General features: G+C 46.8%; 20 protein-coding genes. 6 read left to right on the forward strand and 14 right to left on the reverse strand.

Annotated elements, in window-relative coordinates; genetic code table 11:
- Positions 1-296: 296 nt before the first annotated feature.
- Positions 297-1,724: a glycogen synthase GlgA gene (glgA, locus tag QUA80_RS29580; protein ID WP_333428531.1), complete on the forward strand. Its 1,428-nt coding sequence runs from the start codon at positions 297-299 to the stop codon at positions 1,722-1,724.
- 222 nt (positions 1,725-1,946) lie between these two features.
- Here glgA and QUA80_RS29585 read toward each other — a convergent pair whose 3' ends face one another.
- From QUA80_RS29585 to QUA80_RS29595, 3 genes are all read right to left on the reverse strand, one after another.
- Positions 1,947-2,375 (reverse strand): DUF1824 family protein, encoded by a 429-nt coding sequence (locus QUA80_RS29585; protein ID WP_333428532.1) that lies wholly within the window; start codon positions 2,373-2,375, stop codon positions 1,947-1,949.
- Positions 2,376-2,623: 248 nt separating this feature from the next.
- Positions 2,624-3,304, reverse strand: coding sequence for a ribonuclease III (rnc, locus tag QUA80_RS29590; protein WP_333428533.1), 681 nt, complete (start codon positions 3,302-3,304; stop codon positions 2,624-2,626).
- 368 nt (positions 3,305-3,672) lie between these two features.
- The gene (locus tag QUA80_RS29595; protein ID WP_333428534.1) at positions 3,673-4,224 is read right to left on the reverse strand and encodes an NYN domain-containing protein; all 552 of its coding nucleotides are present in this window, start codon (positions 4,222-4,224) and stop codon (positions 3,673-3,675) included.
- A gap of 777 nt (positions 4,225-5,001) precedes the next feature.
- Between QUA80_RS29595 and QUA80_RS29600 the strand changes: the two genes are divergently transcribed.
- Positions 5,002-5,145 carry a chlorophyll a/b-binding protein gene (locus tag QUA80_RS29600; RefSeq protein ID WP_015176459.1) on the forward strand — a complete coding sequence of 48 codons (144 nt, stop codon included), beginning with the start codon at positions 5,002-5,004 and terminating at the stop codon, positions 5,143-5,145.
- A gap of 193 nt (positions 5,146-5,338) precedes the next feature.
- Here QUA80_RS29600 and QUA80_RS29605 read toward each other — a convergent pair whose 3' ends face one another.
- From QUA80_RS29605 to QUA80_RS29635, 7 genes are all read right to left on the reverse strand, one after another.
- Positions 5,339-5,551 carry a hypothetical protein gene (locus tag QUA80_RS29605; protein WP_333428535.1) on the reverse strand — a complete coding sequence of 71 codons (213 nt, stop codon included), beginning with the start codon at positions 5,549-5,551 and terminating at the stop codon, positions 5,339-5,341.
- Positions 5,552-5,657: 106 nt separating this feature from the next.
- Positions 5,658-5,876 (reverse strand): hypothetical protein, encoded by a 219-nt coding sequence (locus QUA80_RS29610; protein ID WP_333242641.1) that lies wholly within the window; start codon positions 5,874-5,876, stop codon positions 5,658-5,660.
- Between the two features lie 467 nt (positions 5,877-6,343).
- On the reverse strand, positions 6,344-6,736 hold the full coding sequence (locus tag QUA80_RS29615; protein WP_333242638.1) for a response regulator: 393 nt from the start codon (positions 6,734-6,736) through the stop codon (positions 6,344-6,346).
- A 382-nt stretch (positions 6,737-7,118) separates the two neighbouring features.
- Entirely contained in the window at positions 7,119-9,689 is a 2,571-nt protein-coding gene (locus QUA80_RS29620; RefSeq protein WP_333428536.1) for a PAS domain S-box protein, read from the reverse strand.
- A gap of 381 nt (positions 9,690-10,070) precedes the next feature.
- Entirely contained in the window at positions 10,071-12,317 is a 2,247-nt protein-coding gene (locus QUA80_RS29625) for a glycoside hydrolase (protein WP_333428537.1), read from the reverse strand.
- A gap of 235 nt (positions 12,318-12,552) precedes the next feature.
- A complete protein-coding gene (locus QUA80_RS29630; RefSeq protein WP_172191146.1) occupies positions 12,553-12,789 on the reverse strand; it encodes a NifU family protein in 237 nt (78 codons plus the stop codon).
- 288 nt (positions 12,790-13,077) lie between these two features.
- Positions 13,078-13,728, reverse strand: a complete 651-nt coding sequence (locus tag QUA80_RS29635) for a DUF3386 domain-containing protein (protein WP_333428538.1) — start codon at positions 13,726-13,728, stop codon at positions 13,078-13,080.
- A 316-nt stretch (positions 13,729-14,044) separates the two neighbouring features.
- Between QUA80_RS29635 and QUA80_RS29640 the strand changes: the two genes are divergently transcribed.
- Positions 14,045-15,583 (forward strand): PAS domain S-box protein, encoded by a 1,539-nt coding sequence (locus QUA80_RS29640; RefSeq protein ID WP_333428539.1) that lies wholly within the window; start codon positions 14,045-14,047, stop codon positions 15,581-15,583.
- 372 nt (positions 15,584-15,955) lie between these two features.
- Here the strand turns inward: QUA80_RS29640 and QUA80_RS29645 are convergent, their stop codons facing one another.
- The 4 genes from QUA80_RS29645 to QUA80_RS29660 all read right to left on the reverse strand — a co-directional run bounded on the left by QUA80_RS29645 (position 15,956) and on the right by QUA80_RS29660 (position 20,641).
- The gene (locus tag QUA80_RS29645) at positions 15,956-16,765 is read right to left on the reverse strand and encodes a GAF domain-containing protein (RefSeq protein WP_333428540.1); all 810 of its coding nucleotides are present in this window, start codon (positions 16,763-16,765) and stop codon (positions 15,956-15,958) included.
- Between the two features lie 799 nt (positions 16,766-17,564).
- On the reverse strand, positions 17,565-19,463 hold the full coding sequence (locus tag QUA80_RS29650) for an ATP-binding protein (RefSeq protein WP_333428541.1): 1,899 nt from the start codon (positions 19,461-19,463) through the stop codon (positions 17,565-17,567).
- Between the two features lie 563 nt (positions 19,464-20,026).
- Positions 20,027-20,254, reverse strand: coding sequence for a type II toxin-antitoxin system CcdA family antitoxin (locus QUA80_RS29655; RefSeq protein WP_333046063.1), 228 nt, complete (start codon positions 20,252-20,254; stop codon positions 20,027-20,029).
- Between the two features lie 177 nt (positions 20,255-20,431).
- Positions 20,432-20,641, reverse strand: a complete 210-nt coding sequence (locus tag QUA80_RS29660) for a hypothetical protein (protein ID WP_333428542.1) — start codon at positions 20,639-20,641, stop codon at positions 20,432-20,434.
- 139 nt (positions 20,642-20,780) lie between these two features.
- On the opposite strand from QUA80_RS29660, the gene lepA reads away from it, so the two are divergent.
- The 3 genes from lepA to QUA80_RS29675 form a co-directional block, all read left to right on the forward strand.
- On the forward strand, positions 20,781-22,595 hold the full coding sequence (lepA, locus tag QUA80_RS29665) for a translation elongation factor 4 (RefSeq protein ID WP_333428543.1): 1,815 nt from the start codon (positions 20,781-20,783) through the stop codon (positions 22,593-22,595).
- Between the two features lie 244 nt (positions 22,596-22,839).
- The gene (locus QUA80_RS29670) at positions 22,840-22,980 is read left to right on the forward strand and encodes a type II toxin-antitoxin system HigB family toxin (protein ID WP_333428544.1); all 141 of its coding nucleotides are present in this window, start codon (positions 22,840-22,842) and stop codon (positions 22,978-22,980) included.
- A 48-nt stretch (positions 22,981-23,028) separates the two neighbouring features.
- Positions 23,029-23,304 (forward strand): hypothetical protein (locus QUA80_RS29675; protein ID WP_333428545.1); only part of this gene is annotated, 276 nt, incomplete at its 3' end.

The raw sequence follows: 23,304 nt of genomic DNA on the forward strand, positions 1-23,304 counted from the left end.
CTAGCTAATTTACTATGATTGCATTTATACCCTATAACCTAGCTATACAAAGGGCTTGATTATTTTTGGAGATGTCTAGTGTAGAAGACGGCGATCCACAGATGAGGCGATCGCACTTTCTTTCCCAGCCACTGTTACCTCAAAAAGCGATCGCTCTCTTTTTTATTGCAGATGAACCGACGCAGATCTGAGAATAGGGATCGAAAATTATTTATTTGGCACGATCGCGTTAATATTGTGACGCTCCCCATTTAAACTTAATCTAGACTAACAATCTCAAGGAACACAAAAAAATAATGCGTATTTTATTTGTATCCGCCGAAGCAGCACCCCTCGCCAAAGTCGGCGGTATGGGCGATGTCGTCGGCGCTTTGCCGAAATTTCTGCGGCGCATGGGTCACGATGTCCGCATCTTCATGCCCTACTACGGTTTCATCCCCGACAAAACGGACGTTCCCAAAAAACCTGTTTGGGATGGGTCTGCCATGTTCCAAAGCTTCTCGGTGTTTGAAACTGTTTTGCCGGGAACCGATGTACCTTTATACTTATTACAACATCCATCTTTCTTGCCGCGCCGCGTTTACGGCGGTTTAGATGAAGATTGGAGGTTCACTTTCTTTGCCAATGCTGCGGCTGAATTTGCCTGGAATCATTGGAAGCCCCAAATTATTCACTGTCACGACTGGCATACGGGGATGATACCTGTTTGGATGAGCCAAGACCCCGATATCAGCACGGTTTTTACTATTCACAATTTAGCTTATCAAGGGCCGTGGCGCTGGCGTTTGGAGCAGATGACTTGGTGTCCTTGGTATATGCAAGGTCACAATACAATGGCTGCCGCCGTACAGTTTGCCGATCGAGTAAATACAGTTTCGCCGACTTACGCCGAGCAAATCAAAACCCCAGCTTACGGGGAAACTTTGGAAGGCTTGCTTTCTTACATAGGCGGCAAAGTTTCGGGCATTTTGAACGGAATTGATACAGAATCTTACAACCCAGAAACTGACAAGTACCTCCATCAACAATTCAGTGTTGATACTATTGAAAAGCGCCCAGCTAACAAAATTGCCCTGCAAGAAGAAGTCGGTTTGGAAGTGAATAAAAATGCCTTTTTAATGGGCATGGTGACGCGGCTGGTAGAACAGAAGGGATTGGATTTGATAATTCAAATGCTCGATCGCTTCATGGCCTATACCGACGCTCAGTTTATTGTACTCGGAACGGGCGATCGCTACTACGAAACCCAACTTTGGCAAATGACAGCCCGCTATCCAGGCCGGATGTCCACCCAATTACTCTACAACGACGCCCTCTCCCGGCGCATTTACGCAGGCTGCGACACCTTCCTAATGCCCAGCCGTTTCGAGCCCTGCGGCATCAGCCAAATGCTAGCCCTCCGCTACGGGTGCGTACCAATGGTTCGCCGCACCGGCGGTTTAGTCGATACCGTTTCCCACCACAACCCGATCGACAATACCGGTACCGGTTACTGTTTCGATCGCTACGAACCCCTCGATTTGTTCACCTGCATGATCAGAACTTGGGAAGGTTTCCGCTACAAAGATAAGTGGAAAGAACTGCAACAGCGCGGCATGAGAGAAGATTTTAGCTGGGATATTTCGGCCCGGAAATACGTCAAGTTGTACAGCGATATTTTGGGACTGCCGCCCGAAGAAACCGCACCGGCACCAGAGGCAGAATTGATCGTTGGTAAGGGTTAATCTTAGTAAGGTGCGTCAGTCGGTGTTTGATTCAACTGAATCGAAGGGCGGGCTGACGCACCCTACAGGTTAGTAAGGTGCATCAGTCAATCGATTTTAGATTAAAGATTAAAGATTAAAGAATTGAAGCATTGACCCCACGGATAAATTCGGGGGCTGGTATCCTGGATGCTTTCAGTCAGTTTTTGATTCAATTGAATCGATCGACTGACTGCTGAGAAATTAATCAACAAATAAATCGAGAGGTAAATGACCGTAAGTGCCGCTAACTCCACCTTCCGAGGAAGATTGACACGACACCAAAACGCCCCGGTAAGTTCCGGGATAGCCGTCAACATAATACGAACCCTTCAAAGTATTGAACTTAATATAAACCGAACCAGTAAATGAAGAGACAGCATTGGGATCTAAAACAGCTTGATATCCCAAAGCTTTCAAATAAGCTTCTAAAGCTAAAAACCCCTCATCCGTCGAAGAAGCGCACACTCCCAACATTTGATAATCCGACAAACTTGCTACCAGCAAAATCGCTTGACGGAGGGCCTGTTTTTCCAGCGGCGATGCTACAGATTGCATATCCAGACAAGTAAAATCTTTGAGGATTTGCTGTGCTTCTTCAACAGTTAGGGTAGTCGGGTTTTGAGTAGACATGAATTGCTCTGATATTTCCCAAAATTACGATCGACACTGGGGTACTCGTCAACGAATTTCTGCCATTGCAACCCTCGATCGACGGGTGTAACACTTGCACAAGTCCTGATTATAGCCCATTGTGTGCTCTGGCAATCAATTCTGGCGATCGTCTTCGAGGGCTTTCCTTCGGATCGCGAACGCTAACGCCAAAGCCCCAATCGCACAAAAAAGCTAGTAGTTTTTACCTTTTACCCGTATTTTCCAGTTTAGATAAGTCCGCGTTTTTTCAGCTTTGCTAGCGCATCTTCAGCCGCATTTTTCTCAGCATCTTTTTTGCTTTTGCCTTTACCTTCTCCATAGAGTTTCTCTACAACATAAACTTTAGCGAGAAATTCCGGCTTGTGGGGTGTGCCTCCTGCTTGGACTGTCACGTATTTGGGGGGAGTCGTGTCACCATTGGATTGTACCCATTCTTGAAAGCGATTTTTCGAGTCTACAGTCGATCGAGTTTCCACAACATTTTCGGGCACAGAATCAAACATTTGTTGCACAAAGTTGCGAACTTTGTCCATATCTTGCGTGTCCAGATAGTAAGCGCCAATAAATGCTTCAAAAGTGCTGCTGAGCAAATTTGGATTAGTAATCCCACCTTCTCGATAAGCTCCTTTTCCGAGCCGCATTTTTAAGTCTAAACCTATTTCAGTAGCAAATCTGGCTAATTGTTTTTCATCTACTAATGCAGAACGCCGGCGAGTCAGTTGGTCTTCTCCCATTTCAGGATGACGCTGATAGAGATATTCGCCGCTGAGAAAAGTCAGCAAAGCATCGCCGAGAAATTCTAAGCGTTCGTTGTCTTCTTCGCGGAATGTGGGGTTTTCGTTGACGTAGGAACGATGAGTGAGGGCTTGGCGCAGCAGTTTTTCATTGTTGAATTCGGGAAGGGTCATTGGTATTTCTTTTGTTGGGTTAGTTAATTGCATGGGAGGGGGTAATGGTTATTGTTTTTGGAGTTGGGTGTTATTATGTGGACATAAAAGAGCCGCAAATAGCTGTTGTTTTGGAGAATCTAGTTTATCAAATAAACTGGATTTTTGCTATCTGCAGCGAGGTAAATTTTAACAGATATTTGGCGGTTCTACTATTAGCCCGTTAGTCCGTCAGTCCGCCAGTCCGCCAGGGGTTAAAACCCCACAGCGAGTAGCTAAAGTCCTCTTGCATAGGACTGAGAATTGTGTTTTTTTAAATGTATGTCAGTCGGTTTTAACCGACTTTAGCTATTAGACAGGGAATTCATTCCCTGGCGGACTGTGCAACTTTATGCAGATAATCTGTCTGCTTCAATTGATAACTTTTTTTGATTTTCAAGTTGCGGTTTCAATCCTGCAGACAAACTAGACAATTCGTCTACATCATGAAAGTTATCCTCACCAACAAGGTTAATCAATTTTTTGCTGGCACTTTTGCGCCGTGCAAAAACGATGACTGTTATACCCAAAGCCTTCAAAACGGTGATTAAACCTGCAAAGTCCCGATCTCCTAAGACTAGGATAATTATGTCAGGAGAAGGCTTAATTGCCACTCGTTTGATACAGTCACACACCAATTGTTTGTCGGCGCTGTTTTTGCCTGAAGGGACATCAACGCCTTGACAACCAAGCTTTTCTAGCCGATTTTTGTCGTTAACTTGATTTTTGTGCTGCGGGTTATAGTAAAATTTAGGCGGTTCTAAACGTCCTTGTGATTGGGCAAAAGCAAGCAGTAATTTAGCTTGATTTTGGTTTAAGTGGACGTTCTGAGTATCCCAAAACATGGCAAATCGCTGAAATTGGCTTTTTTGTTTTCCTGTGGTTCGATGATTGTCCGCCATTGTATTATTTCCTAAAATTAGGTGGGCTGGACAGCCTCGACATATCGCGCATCTAGGATTAATGGAACGTTGTCTGTGGATTTGCTCAAAAATGAACATCTCGGCACAGGACAATCTGTTACCACAAAACACTGTGATTTTGTAGGGATTTGATTAGCGTCTGAGCTACAGGGTTTACATAACTGGAACGAGTTTAGTAGCAGCCCGCTGAAGGGAAATGGAACTCAATAATGTTTCGATTTTCTCAAACTTGATATCAACTTGTTAAAACGACATTAGACTCACATTCCGCGAAGGGAAATGGAACTCAATAATGTTTCGATTTTCTCAAGCTTGTATCAACTTGTTAAAACGACATTAGACGTACTTTCCGCTCAACGGGGTGCTAGAAACTTGCCCCAGTTGTATAAATCGTGTAGCTAAGACGACTCAATCAACATTCCTTGATTTTGAATGCAATATTTAGTGTTAGCTGTGCTTTTAGGCTAGCGTTCTAATTATTGGATGTCAAGTATTCACTCAAAATAATTTTCTTACCTCCTTAGACATCTCACCAAGGTTTTCGCCAACCTGACACCGATCGCCCTGATACACTTTACCCGATCGACCCTCCCCACATCAAAAACCCTCTCCCCCTCCCCCGCGAGTCCCTCTCCCTGCGGGCCCATCCCGCTTATCTCCGCCATTTGAACAGTAAATGTAAAAATATGTTGCAAACTTTGTACTGCTGTGTTAAGTTTAGTTACATAAGGTTGAAATTAAACGAGGTTTATGGTCATGGAAAACAAAGACGCAAAAGTTGGCTTCACTGAGTTTGCTGAAACCTGGAACGGCCGTTTGGCAATGCTGGGCTTCGTTATCGGCTTAGCTACCGAATTCCTCACCGGTCAAGGCATTCTCTCTCAAATCGGTTTGATGTAATCAGCTCTTCTGCATACAATAGCTGAAATTCAGCCGATCGACCCCATCACAAGTGCACTCATCCCCCCGCTAATAAGTCCCCTTCATTTCACACGGAAGGGGATGAGTGCATTTTTTATTAAAAAATCCAACAAATGGCACAATCAAAAATCTTTTCCGTCTCAATATTTATCGCGAGAGTAACTCTAGCAAACTAAGCAATTCCTACCGAATCCAAAATCCTCAATTTAGGAGTCAAAGCAGGAAGCTTCACCAAACCGTCGCGTTTGTGAGTCCGCGGGCTGTTACCTAAAATCATTTCCGACAGATCCGGCATTTCCTGCCTGCAGTGCGAGCAGAACCAATAAACGCGATTGTGGCGAGCGTGGCGGAGCAATTGAGAGGAGCAACAAGGGCAACTATTCATGATATTTTAAACCTTTTTTGAAGATATGGAGCGATAACCCAATCATTAGAGAGATTCACGAATGCCTGCACATCTCAATTCCAGACACTAAAATAAAAAATCTCTTTCAGTCACAGCTTTGAGCGTCGCGCAAGTAGCACTTTTGGAGGCCCAGCAGTAACACCACAATCAAAAGCTGAACGCTCCAAGGAGCCCAAGAGAAACCCCAAATAAAACAACCCAGCCCGGCCCAAGCCACAAGAACAAAAATATCTTGAGAGGTTTGCCAGTAAATCCAGACTGCCACCAAAGAAACTATTAGTAGCAAAATATAAGCTGAGGGCATAGTCGTCTTCTCCCAATGTGTCTGCAAACCGTCAGGAGCGATCCCTAACGATGTGCTTAAACTTAAAACTAAAACCTGAAGAACTTATGAAGATAAGCGACCTGTCACAAAAAGTAAAATACTCCTGCCAGTTTATATTTTGCCGAGCAATCATCAGGAATATTGAGTTAATTGTTGAGGTCGAATCCGCTTAAATGAACGCACTACCGATAGGGAATTAAGCATCGCGTATTGGTATCAATTTCATCTCAAATACTGACAGGGTTGAAACGCCTGCCTGCCGGAATCTGGTTTTTAGTCTTAAGTTGACAGGACGAAAGGCACGGGGCCTAAGTCCTTACACTTATGCTGTGCGATCGACGTGATTCTATCTGAGGCACAATACCAAAGAAACCAAGTTGTTTTAACTCTCTTTGCCTGCAAGACTAATGCTTGAAAAGCGGCACAATTCAATGGGGGCGATCGATCTATTCTTGCTCCCAGCCCAAAGCTTCAGCGACCTGAGCCGCCAAAAACATCGGTTCAAAAGGCTTAGCAATCACGCTCACTACCCCCAAATCCGCGAACATCCGCCTGTCCCCAGCCAGAGCTTTAGCCGTCAATAAAATTACCGGAATGTGCTGCGTAGCATTATTAGCTTGTAACTGTAAAAAAGTAGTAGGTCCGTCTTGGTCGGGCATCATCACGTCCAACAGAATAGCATCAGGCTGTTCGGCAAGAGCCTTAGCAACACCCTCGCGACCAGAACTCGCGGTCAGAACTTCCCAGCCTCCCACCACCTCAAGGCTGACTTGAGCCACTTCCCGAATATCTTCCGCATCGTCAATAACCAAGATGCGCTTGGTAGTCAAAATTAACATCTTTTTAGAAATGAGAACTGATCGCAGACTAGAGGCGAAATGTGAATATTTTGTAAAGCAAATTATCTTACCCGATCGGACTTTACAGTAAATTTTCAAAACTGTATAGCAGATGTTGAAGGCTATAGCGGCGAAGCTGACCGGGTAAAAAGAAGGAAGACAGCAGTTGCAATCGACCGCAAGGGTTTCAACAATTAAGAACATCCTAACCGTCCGGCGCGGTTGGTGTAAAATCTCCACCCCAAAAAAAGCCGCTTTTCGACCTCAAATAGGGATTTTTGCCCGCAGTCCCCGAACTACAGAAACGGCTGAGATTGTTTGTCGGTAATTCGAGCCCAGAATCTCGACAAAATTAGTAACTTTGAGTACACCTAGGTAGAAATTAACTTTCCGTTGCTAGCCCCTCCCTTAGAACTGGCAGACTTAAGAAAAAAGTGCTGCCCTCCCCCAAAACACTCTCCACCCACATCCGGCCCCCGTGCTGCTGCACGATACTGCGACAAATCGCCAGCCCCAAACCAGTTCCTCCCTTCTGGCGAGAATCAGAAGCATCAACCTGTTGAAAGCGTTCAAAGACCATCTCCAGTTTGTCTGCCGGAATGCCCCGTCCTTGGTCTTTAACAGCAATCACGATGTACCGCGAGCTCGGAACTGGCAAATGCGGAGGCGCGGCGGCATTCTCAGGAGACAACAAAGACGGGGACGACACCGACTTTTGCCCTGCTTTTTCTACCAAATCCGGATTGTGGTTCAACTCCGCGCTCAGCCAAACCGTAGCGCCGGAGGGAGAAAATTTTATAGCATTGCTAAGCAAATTAGTCAAGGTCTGAATGAGCCGATCGGGAACAGCTTGCAATTTCGCCCCCACAGGCTTCACCGACAGAGTAACTCCCGCCTGCTGAGCCATTCCCTGCATCTCGTCAGCCGCCTGCAGCATCAGCTCAGCGACATTGCAAGTTTGTTTGATGGCAGTGCTGTAATTCGACTCCATCCGCTCTAAATCTAGGATGTCGTTGATCAAGCGCACCAAGCGGTCAGTGTTAGTGACAGCAATCTCCAGCATCCGCTTGGCTTTCTGCGGGTAAGCGTCAAGCACGCCGCTGTTGAGGAGGCCCAGGGCACCGTGAATCGAGGTCATGGGCGTCCGCAGTTCGTGGCTGACAACAGAGATGAATTCATCTTTCATGCGCTCGATGGCAAGCTGCTCCGTGATATCTTTAAAAGTCACCACAGCTCCAATAATTTCGCCTTGTTCTCGCATCGGAGCGACAACGTACTCAACCGGAAAACTGCTGCCGTCTCGCCGCCAAAAAACCTCATCGGTTACGCGCCGCGCCTCTCCGTCTTCCAAGGTCGCTAAAATTTGAGAACTTACCCGGTTCGGCAGCAGTTTGGCCGGGGTTGGCGGTGCGGCGCAGCCTGGGGCAATTTCAGCGCCTGAATTAATTTGTGTTGCAGGTGAGAGTTGCTCGATCGCCTTTGAGGATTCTTCCTGTGAACGGTGTAAGCTTTCATAGAGCGGTCGATCGATCAATTGCTTCGATTCGCAGCCGGCCATTCTCACCGCCGCAGGATTGACAAAAGTTACTTTTCCATATTTGTTCAACCCGCAAATTCCTTCTCCTGCGGAGAACAAAATCATTTCTGTTTGGTGGCGGAGTTGTTCAAAGGCTTTTTCGACTCGCTTGCTGTCGCTGATGTCGCGAGCGATGGTGGAAACGCCCGTTACCGTTCCTGTGGCGTCTTTAATCGGAGAAATCGTCAGGGACACATCTATTTGTTGGCCGTCTTTGCGCAAGTGCACGGTTTCGTAATGGTCGATGCTGGCTCCAGCCCTAATATTTTCCAGAATTTGGGGCATTTCCTTGGGGCGTTCGGGTATTGCTAAAATCTCGATCGACTGCCCCTTGATTTCCGCCGCGCAGTAGCCGTAAATTTTCTGTGCTCCTGTGTTCCAGCTCTGAATTGTCCCGGCGAGGGTTTTGCTGATTATACCGTCGTCGGAAGACTCGACAATCGACGCTAAGCGCACGAGTTCGTCTCTAGCTTGCTTGTATTCCGTGATGTCGCGGCCCAAAATCACGATACTTTTGCGTCTGCCGTCGGGGTGAAATACAGGTACTTTAATCACGTCGTAGATTTTCACAGTACCGTTTGAGCGGGGAATCACTTCTTCTCCCCTAGAAAGCTCACCTTTTTCCCACGCTTCTCTATCGCTCACCTCGCACGCCTGTAAGGCCTCCCGGTAAAAACTGCTGAGTTCTCCTAGCTGAAAATCTTTAAGGCCGCGGTAGTCTATTTGTTCTAGCTCGAACACTTCCAATATCGCTTGATTTGCCTCCTGCCACCTGCCTTCGCCATCTTTGAAGCAGACAATATCTGGCATGGCATTCATCAGCAAGTCGAGATAGGAGTTTTCTTGCCGTGCAGCTTCTACCTCCGCCCGCTTGGCTATTTCCCGTTGCAACTTTTCGTTTGCCGTCAACAGCGAGTCGATTAACAAATTTTCTGTAAAAGTGCGTTCTTTAATTACTTCCTGAAGTCTGTGGAGTTCTAGCGACAGCCGCCTGCGGGCCAACAAATTCTCTACCCGCAAGTGCAGTTGGACGGGTTCTGCGGGACTTACTATCAAATCGTCTATTGTGCGTTCGAGTTGTTTGGCCGGCAGTGAAAATGGCCGATCGAAAAGAGCAGGCGTTTGCGATTGGCTAAGGAGCAAGAACGGTAAAAATATCGGCTCGGCAGCAGCTTTTAATCCTTCTACCAGGGGCCCGATGCGATCGAAAGAGGACTCGTCGAGAATGCACAAGTCAAAAGCGATTTGGGGAAAGGGAAATTCGGAGTTGGGATCTAAAGCGCGATCGATCACGATCACCTCATGCTCCGTTTTGAGGTGCGCGAGCGGCAAATTAGGTTGTTGGTGGCGATCGACCAATAGTAAAATACGGCTCATTAGTTTGTTAATTTCCCCATGACTAATGATATTATGTCCGGTAAATTAACCATTATAAGGTTTATTGTGAGGACTTTATTACTCTTTTTTATGAGGACTAAAGCCTTCACTACAAACAAATTTTATAGCGCTACATCGACCGGACGCGATCGAAACGATCCAGGCATTAGGCAGCCAAAGTTGAAGCCCCTATTCAAAAAAAAGTGATAATTATTTAATTGTTTGTTCGTTCAAAAAATAACTGATGACTAATGACTGTTGACTGTTGACTAATTCAGCGGGCGGGGGCGGGTTTATATTTATTTGGGTTCGCAGTTGTATGAAAGCTGCTGAAACCCGCCCCTGCAGACAGATGACTGATGACTGAGGAATAATGAATTTTTACGGCATTCCGATCGGAATCAAAGTATCTTCCGGCATATAGCTAGAGTAACGATCCCCTTCCGATAAAACCGCAATCAGTCGCAGCGACCAGTCGGGCATAATCTGCAAATCCGCCCAGGGCACTGCTACCTCCAAACATTTATCCAGTCCCACTTGGGCCCTGCCGATCCGGGGCTGCCACTCATCGCCCTCTCCTGCTTCTTGAAACCAAATCGATTTCGTCAGCAAATTAATCTCTAACTGATGGTGGTATCGATAGTTTAGCGGTGCTTCGTCGGGCAAACCCGACAGCGGAATCAGACTGTTGTGCATCGTGCGATCGGGATAAAACCAGAACAAATTTAACTGCTGCGGGCAATCAATTCCCGGCCGCACCCCTGCCTTAAAGTCGGCGCGAATGTAAAAATTCAAGTGGTCAACCCCGTACCAAAGCCGCTGAATTGCCGAACTCCGGTGCATCGTACCCCTTGCTCCCCCAACTTCAATCCGGCCGGCTTTGTCCCAATCCTGTTCGTTGCCGATACCGTCAATCACCGGGTGAATAAAGCTCAGCGGCAGGTGGTCGCCTTGAACCTGGTGCACCTCTACTTGCCGTCGCACTTCCGGGGGTACCGGCTCGCCGAGAGCTTCGTAAATTCCCGCTACGTGTTCGCGGAATAGCTGGTCGAACATGGCATCTTGGTTCGAGGTGTGGCCTTCGCCAAACCACCAGAACCAGTCGGAACCTTCAGCCGCGTAAAGCGCTTCCCAAGCTTCTGGGTTGCTTTCTTCTGTGGCCTCTGGATGGTTTGCCAGCATTTGTCTCGCGGCCCCTAACAAGTCCCAAGCGCGATTTTTCGCGGGATCGCCGATCCAAGTTGTGAGGGAACCGTCCACCCAGGAACCGGTGTGCAGTTGGGCTGCGGGAATTGTTTCGGTTGCTGGGAATTTGTCGAGAAATTCCGAGACTGTGACTAATTTGATATCTGGATTGTCGCTGAGAGTTTGATAGAGGGATTCTAAGAACGGTTTGCCGTCTTGGGGATAGAATTCCCAGCAATTTTCGCCGTCTAGGGCGATCGTCACTAACCAGGGATTTTCTAAAGCTGTTTTGCCGCTGGACTGTCGGTGTTTGAGAGTTCTGCCGATCGCTTCTAAGTGTCCCACTAAATCTGATGCTGCTTTTTTCGGCTCCATCGAACCGTAAGTAAACCCGATCAAGTCGGACAATCTGTGGTCTCTAAATACTATGGCTAAATCGCCGTCAGGAGTTTCTAAACGGTAAGGGCGATATAAGAATTCTGGTTCGTAGACATTCCCTGTCGCGTCGCGGTTGAAAAAGTGTTTAATTGTCCACCCCAATACCGCTTCGTCCGAGACTATCCATTTAAAGCCTTGTTTGGCAATGTAGGGCAAAATTTCCGGGCTGACTGCTTGTTCCGACGGCCACAAACCGCGCGGTTGGCAATCAAACCAGTCTTGATACATTTCCCAGGATTTTCTCAGGTGTCGGGGAATATCTTCTGCCCACTGAAACCGGTGTTGTGGCAGCGTCATGTTTGGAATAGCTATGCGGCCGCCATTAGTGTCGGCAAGCAGCGGTAAAATCGGGTGCGTGTAGGGGGTTGTGGAGACTTCCAACTGTCCCTGGGCTTGCATTTTACGGTGCTGGGGAATGATCCGGGCGAGGATTTCTTTTTGTTTTGAGTAGATGTTTTTTCTGTCTGCCAAACTAAAATTTTGTCCTTGTTTGAGCCACCCTGAAATCTCGGGGTCGTCCCAAAACATCGGGTCAATCCAAGCTAAATTGTGCCACGCCAGCAAGTCGCTAAAATCCTGCAATTTCCAGTTTGCCAAACACCACTGAATGCCTTTTTCCTGCCGCTGAGTGTAGAGTTGAGCGTAGCGGGGATGCGGCTGAATCAGAGTGTGGTAATTGGCGTCAAAAAAGTGTTCTAAAATGAACTCTTGTTCTGGGATGGTTAAAATTTCTGCTGACTTTAATGTCACCGTCAAGTAAGGGTCTAATGCTTTGTCTGCGATGCAGTCTTCTATCTGCAAAATCAAGGATGGAACCAAGTTTACGGTTTGATGAAGCTTGGGATATTTTGCCAGCATTAGCACTAAATCCAAGTAGTCTTTGACTCCGTGCAAGCGCACCCAAGGCAGTCGGTACTCGGCTGCTGCTGCGCTAGCTGATACTCGGGATTTGTACAGCGGTTGGTGTTGGTGCCAAATGAAGGCTACATAAAGGGGGTGAGACATTGAGTTTGGTAATTGGTAATTGGTAATTGAATTTGGTAATTGGCAATTGGCAATTAAATTTGGTAACAGTCAACAGTCAACTCTCAACAGTCAACTCTCAACTGTCAAACGTCAACTGTCAACTGGTAATTGGTAACTGTCAACTCTCAACTGTCAAACGTCAACTGGTAACAGTCAACCGTCAACTGCCAACTGCTAACTGTCAACCGTCAACTGCCAACTGCCAACTGACTAATTACATTACCTGTTCGACTTCGGCAATTTCTGGGATGGCCTCGCGCAGGCGGCGTTCAATACCCATTCTCAGAGTCATTGTGGAACTGGGGCAAGAGCCGCAAGCTCCTTGCAGTCTCAGGTGTACGACTGGACCGTCAATTTCTACGAGTTCGACGTTGCCGCCGTCGGATATCAGGTAGGGCCGCATTTCATCGAGAACTGTTTCGACGTTATCTTTGGTTAGTGCTAGTGTCATTTTTCGCCTCTGTGATGATTTCTTGCAGTTGTTGAAAGTTCGCTTTGAGTCAAGGGCAGCATTCTCAACCGCGCGGGATTTAAGCAACCGGGTTTCTTGACAAAAGACACAAAAGACTTGGACACTTTGGTGACCTGGCCGCAAGAAACCCGGTTTTTGTAAGGCTGATGCTCGATATGAGTTCGCTCTCTCGTTCGATCGTAGCCTTACTTGCTGCCAAATCAAGTTGATTCTGATAGGTTAACCAAAAAAACCCGTTTTATTTAAGAAATTGGGTTTTCGATCGCGCTACACTACTGCTGGTTCTAGCAGTTTGACGTTAGAGTAGTTGAACTCGGTTGTTGTCAGTTGACCCTTTTCTTTCGATCGAACTACTTGCTTGGTCATGACATAATAGTCGCCTATCTTCTCAAAGGTATCTTCAAATTCGAGTTCTCTGATGATTTCGTCTGTTTGGGGGTTGCGGAAAACGGCATCATAGTGAGTCGCCAAAGAACCTTCGGGTGTTTCTAAGCTTTTGTGCGTGTCAATTACGAAAGCCATGCGGCCCATCACCCGGCTGACTTGACAAATTGAGAGACCTCGGATTTTATAGTTAGAACCCATTGAGTCGCCTTGCACCAAGATTTCCACAGCGTCGGTGCTGTCCTTCTCGCCGAGGGTGAAGCTATTGTTGCCGTGAGATTTTTCAAATGTCGAGCGTTTGCGGTGGGTGACAATATCGCGCATTTGGGTATAGACGCTTTGCTGCACTTCCTCGTCTTCAATGCCGCTGACTTCCACGCTCATGTCGGGTTTGATGGAAACATGACCCCTGTATACTTCCTCACCCTGTTTGAGTTCAATATCGGCACTGTAACCGGGAAAATTGGCATCCCAAGTATAGCGGTGTTCGTAAGCAGCGCGAAACAAATCGCGAGCGTTGGCTTGCTCTGTCATAAATCCCTCTTTCTCTTGACACCCATCTAGTTTAGCTTAACCGCGAGAAGCCCCACATTCACTGGATAGGCGAGTTACCCGCACTCCTGGCTTCTCGCTTCTCGATCGTGCTGCTGGGCCGGCAATTACGGCGCAACAAGAATTTACTTTAGGTGTGGGTTGCTATAATCTGACAATCAAGTGACAAAATGGCTGGTTATTGAGATCGCGAGCGATCGCCAGACACCAGTCTTAGTTATGGGTTATCTTGAAAAAACTTGTGTCCGCTTGTTAGGGGTTGCGCCTGTGGCAACTATCAGATTCCCCCATTAATAAAATGCTAGAAACAGTCTACAAACACTTAGAAACGTTGCAGAAACAAGCTAGCGAATTGCCACCGCCGCACCAGGCAATTTTAACAAAAACTCTGGAAAATTTATCAGTTGCTTTACAGGAAATGGCAGCCAGCCGTATGTTTGAAAGCGCGACAAATAATGCAGCCAAGCTGGTTGAACTAGAAAAAAATAATCGCCTCTTGGAACGCACTGTCGCCCAGCAAGTAGGGCAAATCAGACAGCTACGGGAGCAGTTGGAAAAACAAATCAGCCAGCATCGCAGGGAAAATCAAGCATTAACTAAAAGCGAAGCAAAACTGCAAGCTGTGCTGCGCAATTCTTCGGATATAATTAGCATTCTCGGCTCCGACGGGCGAGTTCGATACCACAGCGGAGCCCTACAGCGAGTTTTGGGTTACAACCCAGAAGAAAGAGTTGGGAAGTTTCACGGCGAGTTAATCCATCCCGACGATTTGCTGGCTTGGCAGGCGTATTTTGGGAAGTTGCTAGAATATCCCGGAATTGCTAGACCGATCGAATATCGGAAACGCCACGCTGACGGTTATTGGATCTACGTCGAGTCGATAGGTAACAGTTTGGTTTACGATTCTAACGTGCAAGGAATTATAATTAATTCCCGGGAAATAGGGGAACGCAAGCAAGCTGAAATGGCCGTCCGGGAGTCGGAACTGCACTACAGAGTTATGTCGCAGATTACTTCGGATTTTGCCTATTCTTTTAAGGGACTCCCAGACGGCAAGTTTGCCTGCGAGTGGGTGACAGAAGCTTTCGAGCGCTCCACCGGTTGCGTTCCTGAAGAATTGGAATCGTTTGGTTGGTGGAACTCCGAAATCGTTCATTCCGATGACAAGGAAATGTTAATTAAACAATTAGAAGGCTGTAATTTCAGCCGCACGGGAGCCAACGAGTACCGCATTATTAATCAAAAAGGCGAGGTGCGCTGGGTGCGGGACTGCTGGCAAGCTGTGTGGGACAAAACTGCTGAACGGGTTGTCCGTTTGTGGGGCGCTTGTCAAGAAATTACCGATCGCAAGCAAGTAGAATTGAAACTGCAACTCGTTAACGAAGTAATGATAGCGCAGATGGCATCGGCTCCGCTGGCCATTAACTGTACCGGCAATAACGGCAGTACGCTTGTCTGGAACCGCGCCGCCGAAAAACTTTTTGGCTGGACTGCCGCTGAGGTTTTAGGGCAACCTTTACCGAATATTCCTGAAGGTCAAAAGCAAGATTTTTACGGGCTGCTGAAGTCGGCGGGTAATGGCAAATGGCAAAACGGTTTGCAAGTATCTTTGTTGAAAAAAGACGGTAGCTCGATCGATGTTTGGCTTTGGACCGCACCCGTGCGAGATGCCGGCGGCGAGACTCTCGGCAGTATCAACATATTTTCTGACCTTTCAGAACGAAAGCGCATACAGAAGGATCGCCAAAAATTAGCAGCGATGAAAGATATCGAGGAACCTTTTTGGGCGCGCTATGTCAGCCCTCCAAAAACTCCTAAAAAAAAGGGCGAGCGGTAATTCCATCAAGCACAAGTTCAAAACATTAAAAGTGCGAAACTACAATCTTTTGCTGGCGATATCATTTCCGGTAAAATAACCGTCATATGTTTGTCATTACAGATTTGTCCTCAGAGTTCGACCGGGACGAACCTCGTAATTACAAATTTATTTGATGGGTAGTTCCAGCGCGCATAATATGATAAATACACCCAGATGCTAGGTTTAATAGTTAGTATGCTGTGCTTGAGAAAACCCTAATTATCTAAAAATAATTGAGCGATCGGCCACCGAATTTATTAAGGTAATCTATAGATAAACAGTCAGATTTTCCAGGCGCAAGGCTTGTCTGCACGTTAAATATTCGACTTTGTGAATCCTCGGCTCGAATCTTTACTGGTGTCCAGATTCCTCCTGGGTTCTGAAAGCTGATAAATCTCCGTGAGTCTGGCAAGCTTCACTTAACTCAATGTAATCTAAGATATTGGAAATTACTTTAGAAAGGTGGATAGCCGAACGGTGAGCTTCTTGGATAAAATCTCTCTCCTCGATCGGATCGTCAGCTTGATCGTCTATGGTTAGTTGTAGATAGCCGATGATGTGATTTAGGGGGGTGCGCAGCTCGTGGGACGCCTTCAACAAAAATTGCTTTTTGAGCTGGGATAGTCCTTGTACTCGCTTGCTGCGCTCTTGGTAGAGGGTGGCGAGGGCGATGGCACTTCCGACTTGATCGGCAAGTTCTTGTGCGAATTCGATTTGGCATTGAGTCCAACGTCGATGGGTCTTACCCTTCCTCGACCATCTGCCCTCGCACCGATGCAAGCTAATTATGCCGTTAGGTTGCTCTTGATAAGAGGTAGCCAGCACTAGCAGGGACTGTCGCTCAAAAGGGTCATCGGCTGCAAAGGACTCTACTACCACCGGTTCGAGGGTGGCTAGAGCTTGAATGAAATGAGGTTCTGCTGTGAGCGAGATTTCCATTCCCAGCATGGGTAGAAACGGTTCTTGGCAGTATTCAGCAGCTACTTTGACTTGCAGGCTAGAACTGTGATACGGACAAATGATGCAGCGGCTGACGCCTAGTGTTTGTCCCAGACTATTAACTGTTTGCTGCCAAATGGTATCGATATCCAAGGTTCGACGAATCTTTCTGCCAATTTGCAGTAAAAGTTTTTGCGATTGAGCTGATATTTGCTGATTCATAGCAACCCTTTTTCTACTAGACTGGCAAAAGTTTACCACTGGGCCAACAGAGCAGGAATTTATTGAATTAATTTGCCAGTGGCAGGCTGTCCGAATTGTAAATTACGTAATTCTACTTATAATGTTGCCACAGGCGGTCAAACATTACTAAGTAGTTTCGGTGTCTTTACAAGATCTTTATCATTCTCACGCAGAACTCAGAGCGTCCAGTTTTCTGAAAAATCCTTTACAGTAGGGGATTAGGAAGCTGAATCAGTTGTATAAGTTGGCATTAAGTTCTTGTAAAGTTGCCGATTTGCAGGGCTTGACCCGAAGGTGTAAGCCCCTAGCGGACAGATCTAGAGAGCTGTTATCCCTACCCCTCGGATTCCCTGGATGCGAATTCAGTCCAGGGCCCGGAATCGGCGGGGGCGATCGATCTGAGTCCAAAACACCCAAGGAGGGAGCTTGGCGGCGGAGAGAGTAAAAATTGATACTGGATGGACGATCGAACTATCTTTGTAGGAAAATTACCGACGATCGACTACCTTGATTCGCGAAACATAAGTCAAGGATACATCGATAGCTGTTTTTTTCTTCTTCGTTATTTCTTTAGTCCTGGACGCACGGGCGGTCAGAAACCGAGTTTTTATTGCGAAAATACTGCATTTCGAGCTTGAAAACTGGTAAAAACCCGCTCGAACGCTGTGACGTTCGAGCTTATATGACGAAATTACTTCCAGAGACCGGATTTTTGCGTCCAGGACTGTTCTGGCTTCAACGTCCCGATTAGCGATTACTAATGGTCGATTACCAGTGATTAATTTTTAAAGAGTGGTTCTTGATAAAGCGGCACAGTAAAAGTAACAGTCGATCCAAGTCCTTCCCCCATACTGTAAAAATTTACTGTACCCCCCATTGCTTCTACCAATTTTTGAGAAATAGCCAATCCCAAACCGGTGCCGCCGTATTGTCTGGTACGAGCGCCGTCCACCTGAAAAAACGACTCAAATAATTTATCTTGCTTGTCGAGAGATACGCCAATGCCAGTATCAGCAACTCGGATTTTCACCATTCCGGGGAACTGCTGGTTGTGAACAGTCACCTTTTTCTTAATAATTTCGGCACTGATGCGAATTCCCCCTTCCCCGGTAAATTTAATCGCATTGCCCGTGAGGTTCAAGATTACCTGAAGCAGGCGTTGGTAGTTGCCGTACAAAATAATGTCGTCCTCCACCGGAGGTTTTTGAATTTGAAATTGCAATCGCTTTTGCTGTATTTGAACCCGCGTAAAATTCTCAACTTGCTGCAACAGTTCGCCGAGTTTGACGGGAGCGAGGTCTAAGTGCATTTTGCCAGCTTCGATTTTAGCGATATCCAAAATATCGTTAATCACGTTGAACAAATGTACTGCCGACCGGTAAGCTTCTTCGATAAATTGGTGCGCTTCATCGGGGTCATCTGCCATGCCGTCCACTAGCAGTTTTAGAAAGCCGAGGATGCCGTTGAGAGGAGTGCGAAGTTCGTGAGAAGTATTGGCAAGAAATTGACTTTTAAGTTGGGAAAGAGCTACGGCTTCGGCGCGGGCCTGTTCTAATTCTTGGTAAAGTGTAGCGTGGGCGATCGCACTGCCGACTTGAGCGACTAACTCGCGGGCGAATTCGAGTTCGAGAGGACTCCATTTCGGAGAATTGCCACAGCGGTGCAAAGATATCAGTGCATTGGGTTGGTCTTCATAGGAGGTAGCTGCTACGAGCACGGAATGGCGGTTGAAGGGATCGGCGGCGGGGAAGGCGTAATCGACTGCTACTGGTTTTAGGGTGGCTAAAGTTTGAATCCACCCCGGCTGTTCGGCTGCGCGCAGTTCTAATCCCAGCATAGAAGAGTAAGGTTCTTGGCGGTACTCAGCTACTACTTTAAAAGTTTTCGATTGGAGATTTTCGATTTGAGCTGGGGAAATCGGGGGCGAGCGGTCGCTGGCTATGGAGTGTTGTAATTCGGCTGCGGCGGCGGTGCAATTTTGGTGATTTTCCGAGGCGAGGAAGGGGGAGGGTTCGAGATTTTCGCTGTCTTTTTTGTAGGAACAGATGATGCACCGACTCGCGTTCAAAACTTGACCCAAACTGTTAACTGTTTGCTGCCAAATTGTCTCTAGATCGAGGGTTCTGTGCAGGTTTTGAGCAATTTGAGAGATAATTTGGCGGTCGATTTCCGAGTAGGAAGGGAGCGATCGACCGGGGATGTGGCTCGCTGGAAGCGGCATTTGTTGGCGGGCGTCCGAGGGGGATGGCAAAGCTTGAGAGAGCATGAATTCTGGGGAACCTGGCTGTCTGTCTGTGGGTTTGTCAGACAGCAGCCTTCCCATAACTAAGACTTTTGCAGCTTTGCCGTTTGAGTCGATCGCCGGAGTGACTGTCAAATCGAAGAGAAAATATTGTCCGGCGTGGCGAAACGGATAGCTGAAGCGTTGCGGAACGAGGGCTTCGAGCGCCCGCTGCAGGATATCGAGATAAGGCGCAGGGGGGATGGGTTGCAGGGTTTCGCTGAGGGGGCGATCGATAATTTGTTCTGCTGTGAGGTTGTACCGATCGGCTTTTTGCCAGTAAAAAGATAGATATCGACCCCTTGCGTCTTGGGTAAATACTAATTCTGCCCCTAACTCTTGAAAAAAGGCTGTAGAGGCGAGGCTCGATCGCCGGAAATCTGTGTTAGAGTCCATCAGAGTAGGGGATGAAAGTAGTTCTGATTTTTGATTTTTGAGCTTTTTATTAAAAACTCAAGATTCCAAATTGTTTTGGGCTTTTATCGCTAAGTTTTGAGTTATTAAGCCACTAAAAACTTGTTGGCTCTTTAATTAAAGATTCACCGATCAAAACTCACAATTTACAACTCTTTTAGGCTTCTACTACATTGCGTCTTGAGTTATTAATGAATTAAAAAATAAAAAATTTTTAATTCCGAATTCAACTCAAAACTCAAAACTATTTTTTGTCAGGCATTTTGGGGAATTAAAAAATAAAAATTAAGATTTTGAATTAGGAATCTGCACCGATTAACGATCTAGTTTGAAAATCATGCCAAAATCTGAGGCTGCGAACAACTCAAGTCGGGGACTGGCTCGCGCATTTCTTCCGTCACCTTGAAGAGTTACGAGGTTGTGAGTTAGCCGAGTTAGCTGGGGACAACCTGTAGCTTTCGCCGCGAAATCTGCCTGACATCGAAGCAGGCGATCTAAATTTCACAACCTGCTGATTTGCGCGCACCGTTTGGGGCGAGAGAACCTCAGTCGTTCCATTCGCCGCGCGGCGGGACTGGCGGGTTGCGGCGCAAACTCAGAGCCAGCTCGTCTTCGCGGCGCTCGCCTCTGAGCCACTGCTTGATGGCTGTTTCAATGACTTTGCTGGGGTCATTCGTCAAGTGCTTAATTTGGTCTAGCAGTTCAGAATCTATATGGATAGATAGTTCCACTTTTTCTGACGAACTGTGGGAGGGTATACGTGATTCGCTCATCGTTAAAAAATCCTAGTTTTAATTCTTAAGTTTCAATTCCTTCTAGGAATTTAGGCCTTTTTGTTTTGAAGGAAGTGTTTTGAAGGAAGTGATGCCTTACCTCTGGTAGATATTCACAGCGGATGAAAACCTATATTTTTTACACCCTTATTGTCCCGCTTCCGTCATTTGACCAAATTATGTGCTTGTTGTCAAGCGCCAGTAACTTCTAACCAAAATTTTTAAGTTGGCGATCGCACTCCTGAGAGCAACCTGACTGAGTTGGAGGTTTGAGGGCGGATGTTGGCGATCGCCTGTTCCCCAACCGTTCAAAAGCTTTTTGTACAATAACAGAGAGAAAACTTTTTTCCCAGGAGGGCGTATTGGCTGGAGATGACTGTTTAACATAGCATAAATACAATAAATCTGTCAACCCACGGTCTAGAAAAAATTAAATTCTATTTAAGTCTCTAAATGAGTATAAATGATTGTAAATTGAATGAAGTTTTATAATACAACAAAAGTCAATCTTTTGCCGATAGGTTTTATGACTAACGTTCCTGTATCTCGCATTCGTAATTTTTCGATTATTGCTCACATCGACCACGGAAAATCTACCTTGGCCGATCGCCTGTTGCAGGCGACTGGGACTGTTCAGGCACGGGAGATGAAGGAGCAGTTTTTAGACAATATGGATCTCGAACGCGAACGCGGCATTACGATCAAGCTGCAAGCGGCTCGGATGAATTATACTGCCAAGGACGGTCAGGAGTACGTGCTGAATCTGATCGACACTCCCGGACACGTGGACTTTTCTTACGAGGTGTCGCGATCGCTCGCTGCTTGCGAAGGGGCGCTGCTGGTGGTAGACGCATCTCAAGGCGTGGAGGCACAAACTTTGGCAAACGTCTACCTTGCCTTGGGAAATAATTTGGAAATTATTCCAGTTTTAAATAAAATTGACCTGCCGGGGGCAGAACCGGAACGTGTAAAAGGGGAAATTGAAGAAATTATCGGTCTGGACTGCAGCGGGGCGATTGAGGCTTCGGCTAAGGAAGGAATTGGTATAGATGAGATTTTGGAGTCGATCGTCGAGTTGGTGCCGCCGCCGCAGGATACTGTTGACAAACCGCTCAGGGCGCTAATTTTTGACAGTTATTACGACCCTTATCGCGGGGTAATTGTGTATTTCCGGGTGATGGACGGAAGTGTCAAAAAGGGCGATCGAGTTTTGTTGATGGTTTCGGGTAAGGAATATGTCATCGATGAATTGGGCATCCTTTCACCGACTCAAGTTCCAGTAGACGAACTGCACGCGGGGGAAGTTGGTTATCTGGCCGCGGCAATTAAAGCCGTAGCTGATGCTCGCGTCGGCGATACGATTACTTTGGTCAAAAAGCCTGCACCGGAGCCTTGGCCGGGTTATACAGAAGCAAAACCGATGGTTTTTTGCGGCTTGTTCCCGATCGATGCCGACCAATTTCCCGATTTGCGGGAAGCTTTAGAAAAACTCAAACTCAATGATGCGGCGCTTTCTTACGAACCGGAAACTTCGAGTGCGATGGGATTTGGTTTCCGCTGCGGTTTCTTGGGTTTGCTGCACATGGAAATTGTGCAAGAAAGACTGGAGAGAGAATACAATTTGGATTTGATTGTTACGGCTCCTTCTGTGATTTATCAAGTCACAACAAATAAAGGAGAAGTGTTAACAATTGACAATCCCAGTCACTTGCCAGAGCCTCAGTATCGCGAGAAAATTGAGGAACCTTATGTGCGGGTAGAAATGCTGTCGCCGGAAACTTATGTGGGCGCGCTGATGGAACTGTCTCAAAGTCGGCGGGGCATTTTTATGGATATGAAGTATCTGAGTCAAGGCAGAACTACGCTGGTTTACGAGTTGCCTTTGGCGGAGGTGGTGACGGACTTTTTTGACCAGATGAAATCGCGATCGCGCGGTTATGCGAGCATGGAGTATCACCTCATCGGCTACCGCGAAAATCCGTTAGTGAAAATGGACATTTTAATTAATGGCGATCCGGTTGATGCTTTGGCGATGATCGTACACCGGGATAAGGCTTATAATGTGGGCCGCGGATTGACGGAAAAACTCAAGGAGTTGATTCCCCGCCATCAATTTAAGGTGCCGATTCAAGCAACAATTGGCGCGAAGGTGATTGCTTCGGAACACATTCCGGCTTTGCGGAAGGATGTGTTGGCGAAGTGTTACGGCGGCGATATTTCGCGGAAGAAGAAGTTGCTGCAAAAGCAGGCGAAGGGTAAGAAGCGGATGAAGTCTGTGGGTACTGTGGATGTGCCACAGGAGGCTTTTATGGCTGTGCTGAAGCTCGATCGGGATTCGTAATCTGTGTGGCTTTTTGTTAGGAACAGGCTTTCCGGTCTGTTCCACAAAGAGTCTGTTTTTTTGTCGGTTATAGGAACAGGCTTTCCGGTCTGTTCCACAAATGGGGTTCTAGGAACAGGCTTTCCGGCCTATTCTACCTTTTGCAGATTAAGGGCGATTCCCTACGGGATAGCTGCGCTTCACGCTCTTGACCAAAGAAATTGGTTGATCTAAACTAAAATTTAGTTTAAATTTCTTATAGTAGATGCACATAATCAGCTACCGACGGGTGCGTGAATACAGCGAAACTCATGCTGATTGCGGGGAAGTTTTGGATAACTGGTTTAAAATTGCTAGCAAGGCTAAATGGTCTAACTTAATTGAGGTACAATCTGTTTTTCCGTAATTGCTCAACCCCCTTGACAAGAAGACGAGATAGACATTAGATCAAGGAATGGAAAAACTCCCCGACTTAAAGCAACTATCGAACGAGGCGAAAGAAGCCTTGATAGTAGAGCTATGGCAAGAAATCCAAAAACTCACCGCCGCTTTAGCAACTACAGGGGAAGCAAAACCAAATAAAGTTCCCACCAAAACCAGCAAAAATTCTAGCACTCCGCCGTCGAAGGGATTCAAGGCCAATATTAAGCCATCGAAAATTGAGGGGGTAAAAAGAGCCGGGAGCGTAGGAAGAGCAGGAGGGGGAAGAGAACTACATCCTGAACCCGAC

Origin of the sequence: Microcoleus sp. F4-D5 (assembly GCF_036704885.1) — a bacterium.
GTDB lineage: Bacteria > Cyanobacteriota > Cyanobacteriia > Cyanobacteriales > Microcoleaceae > Microcoleus.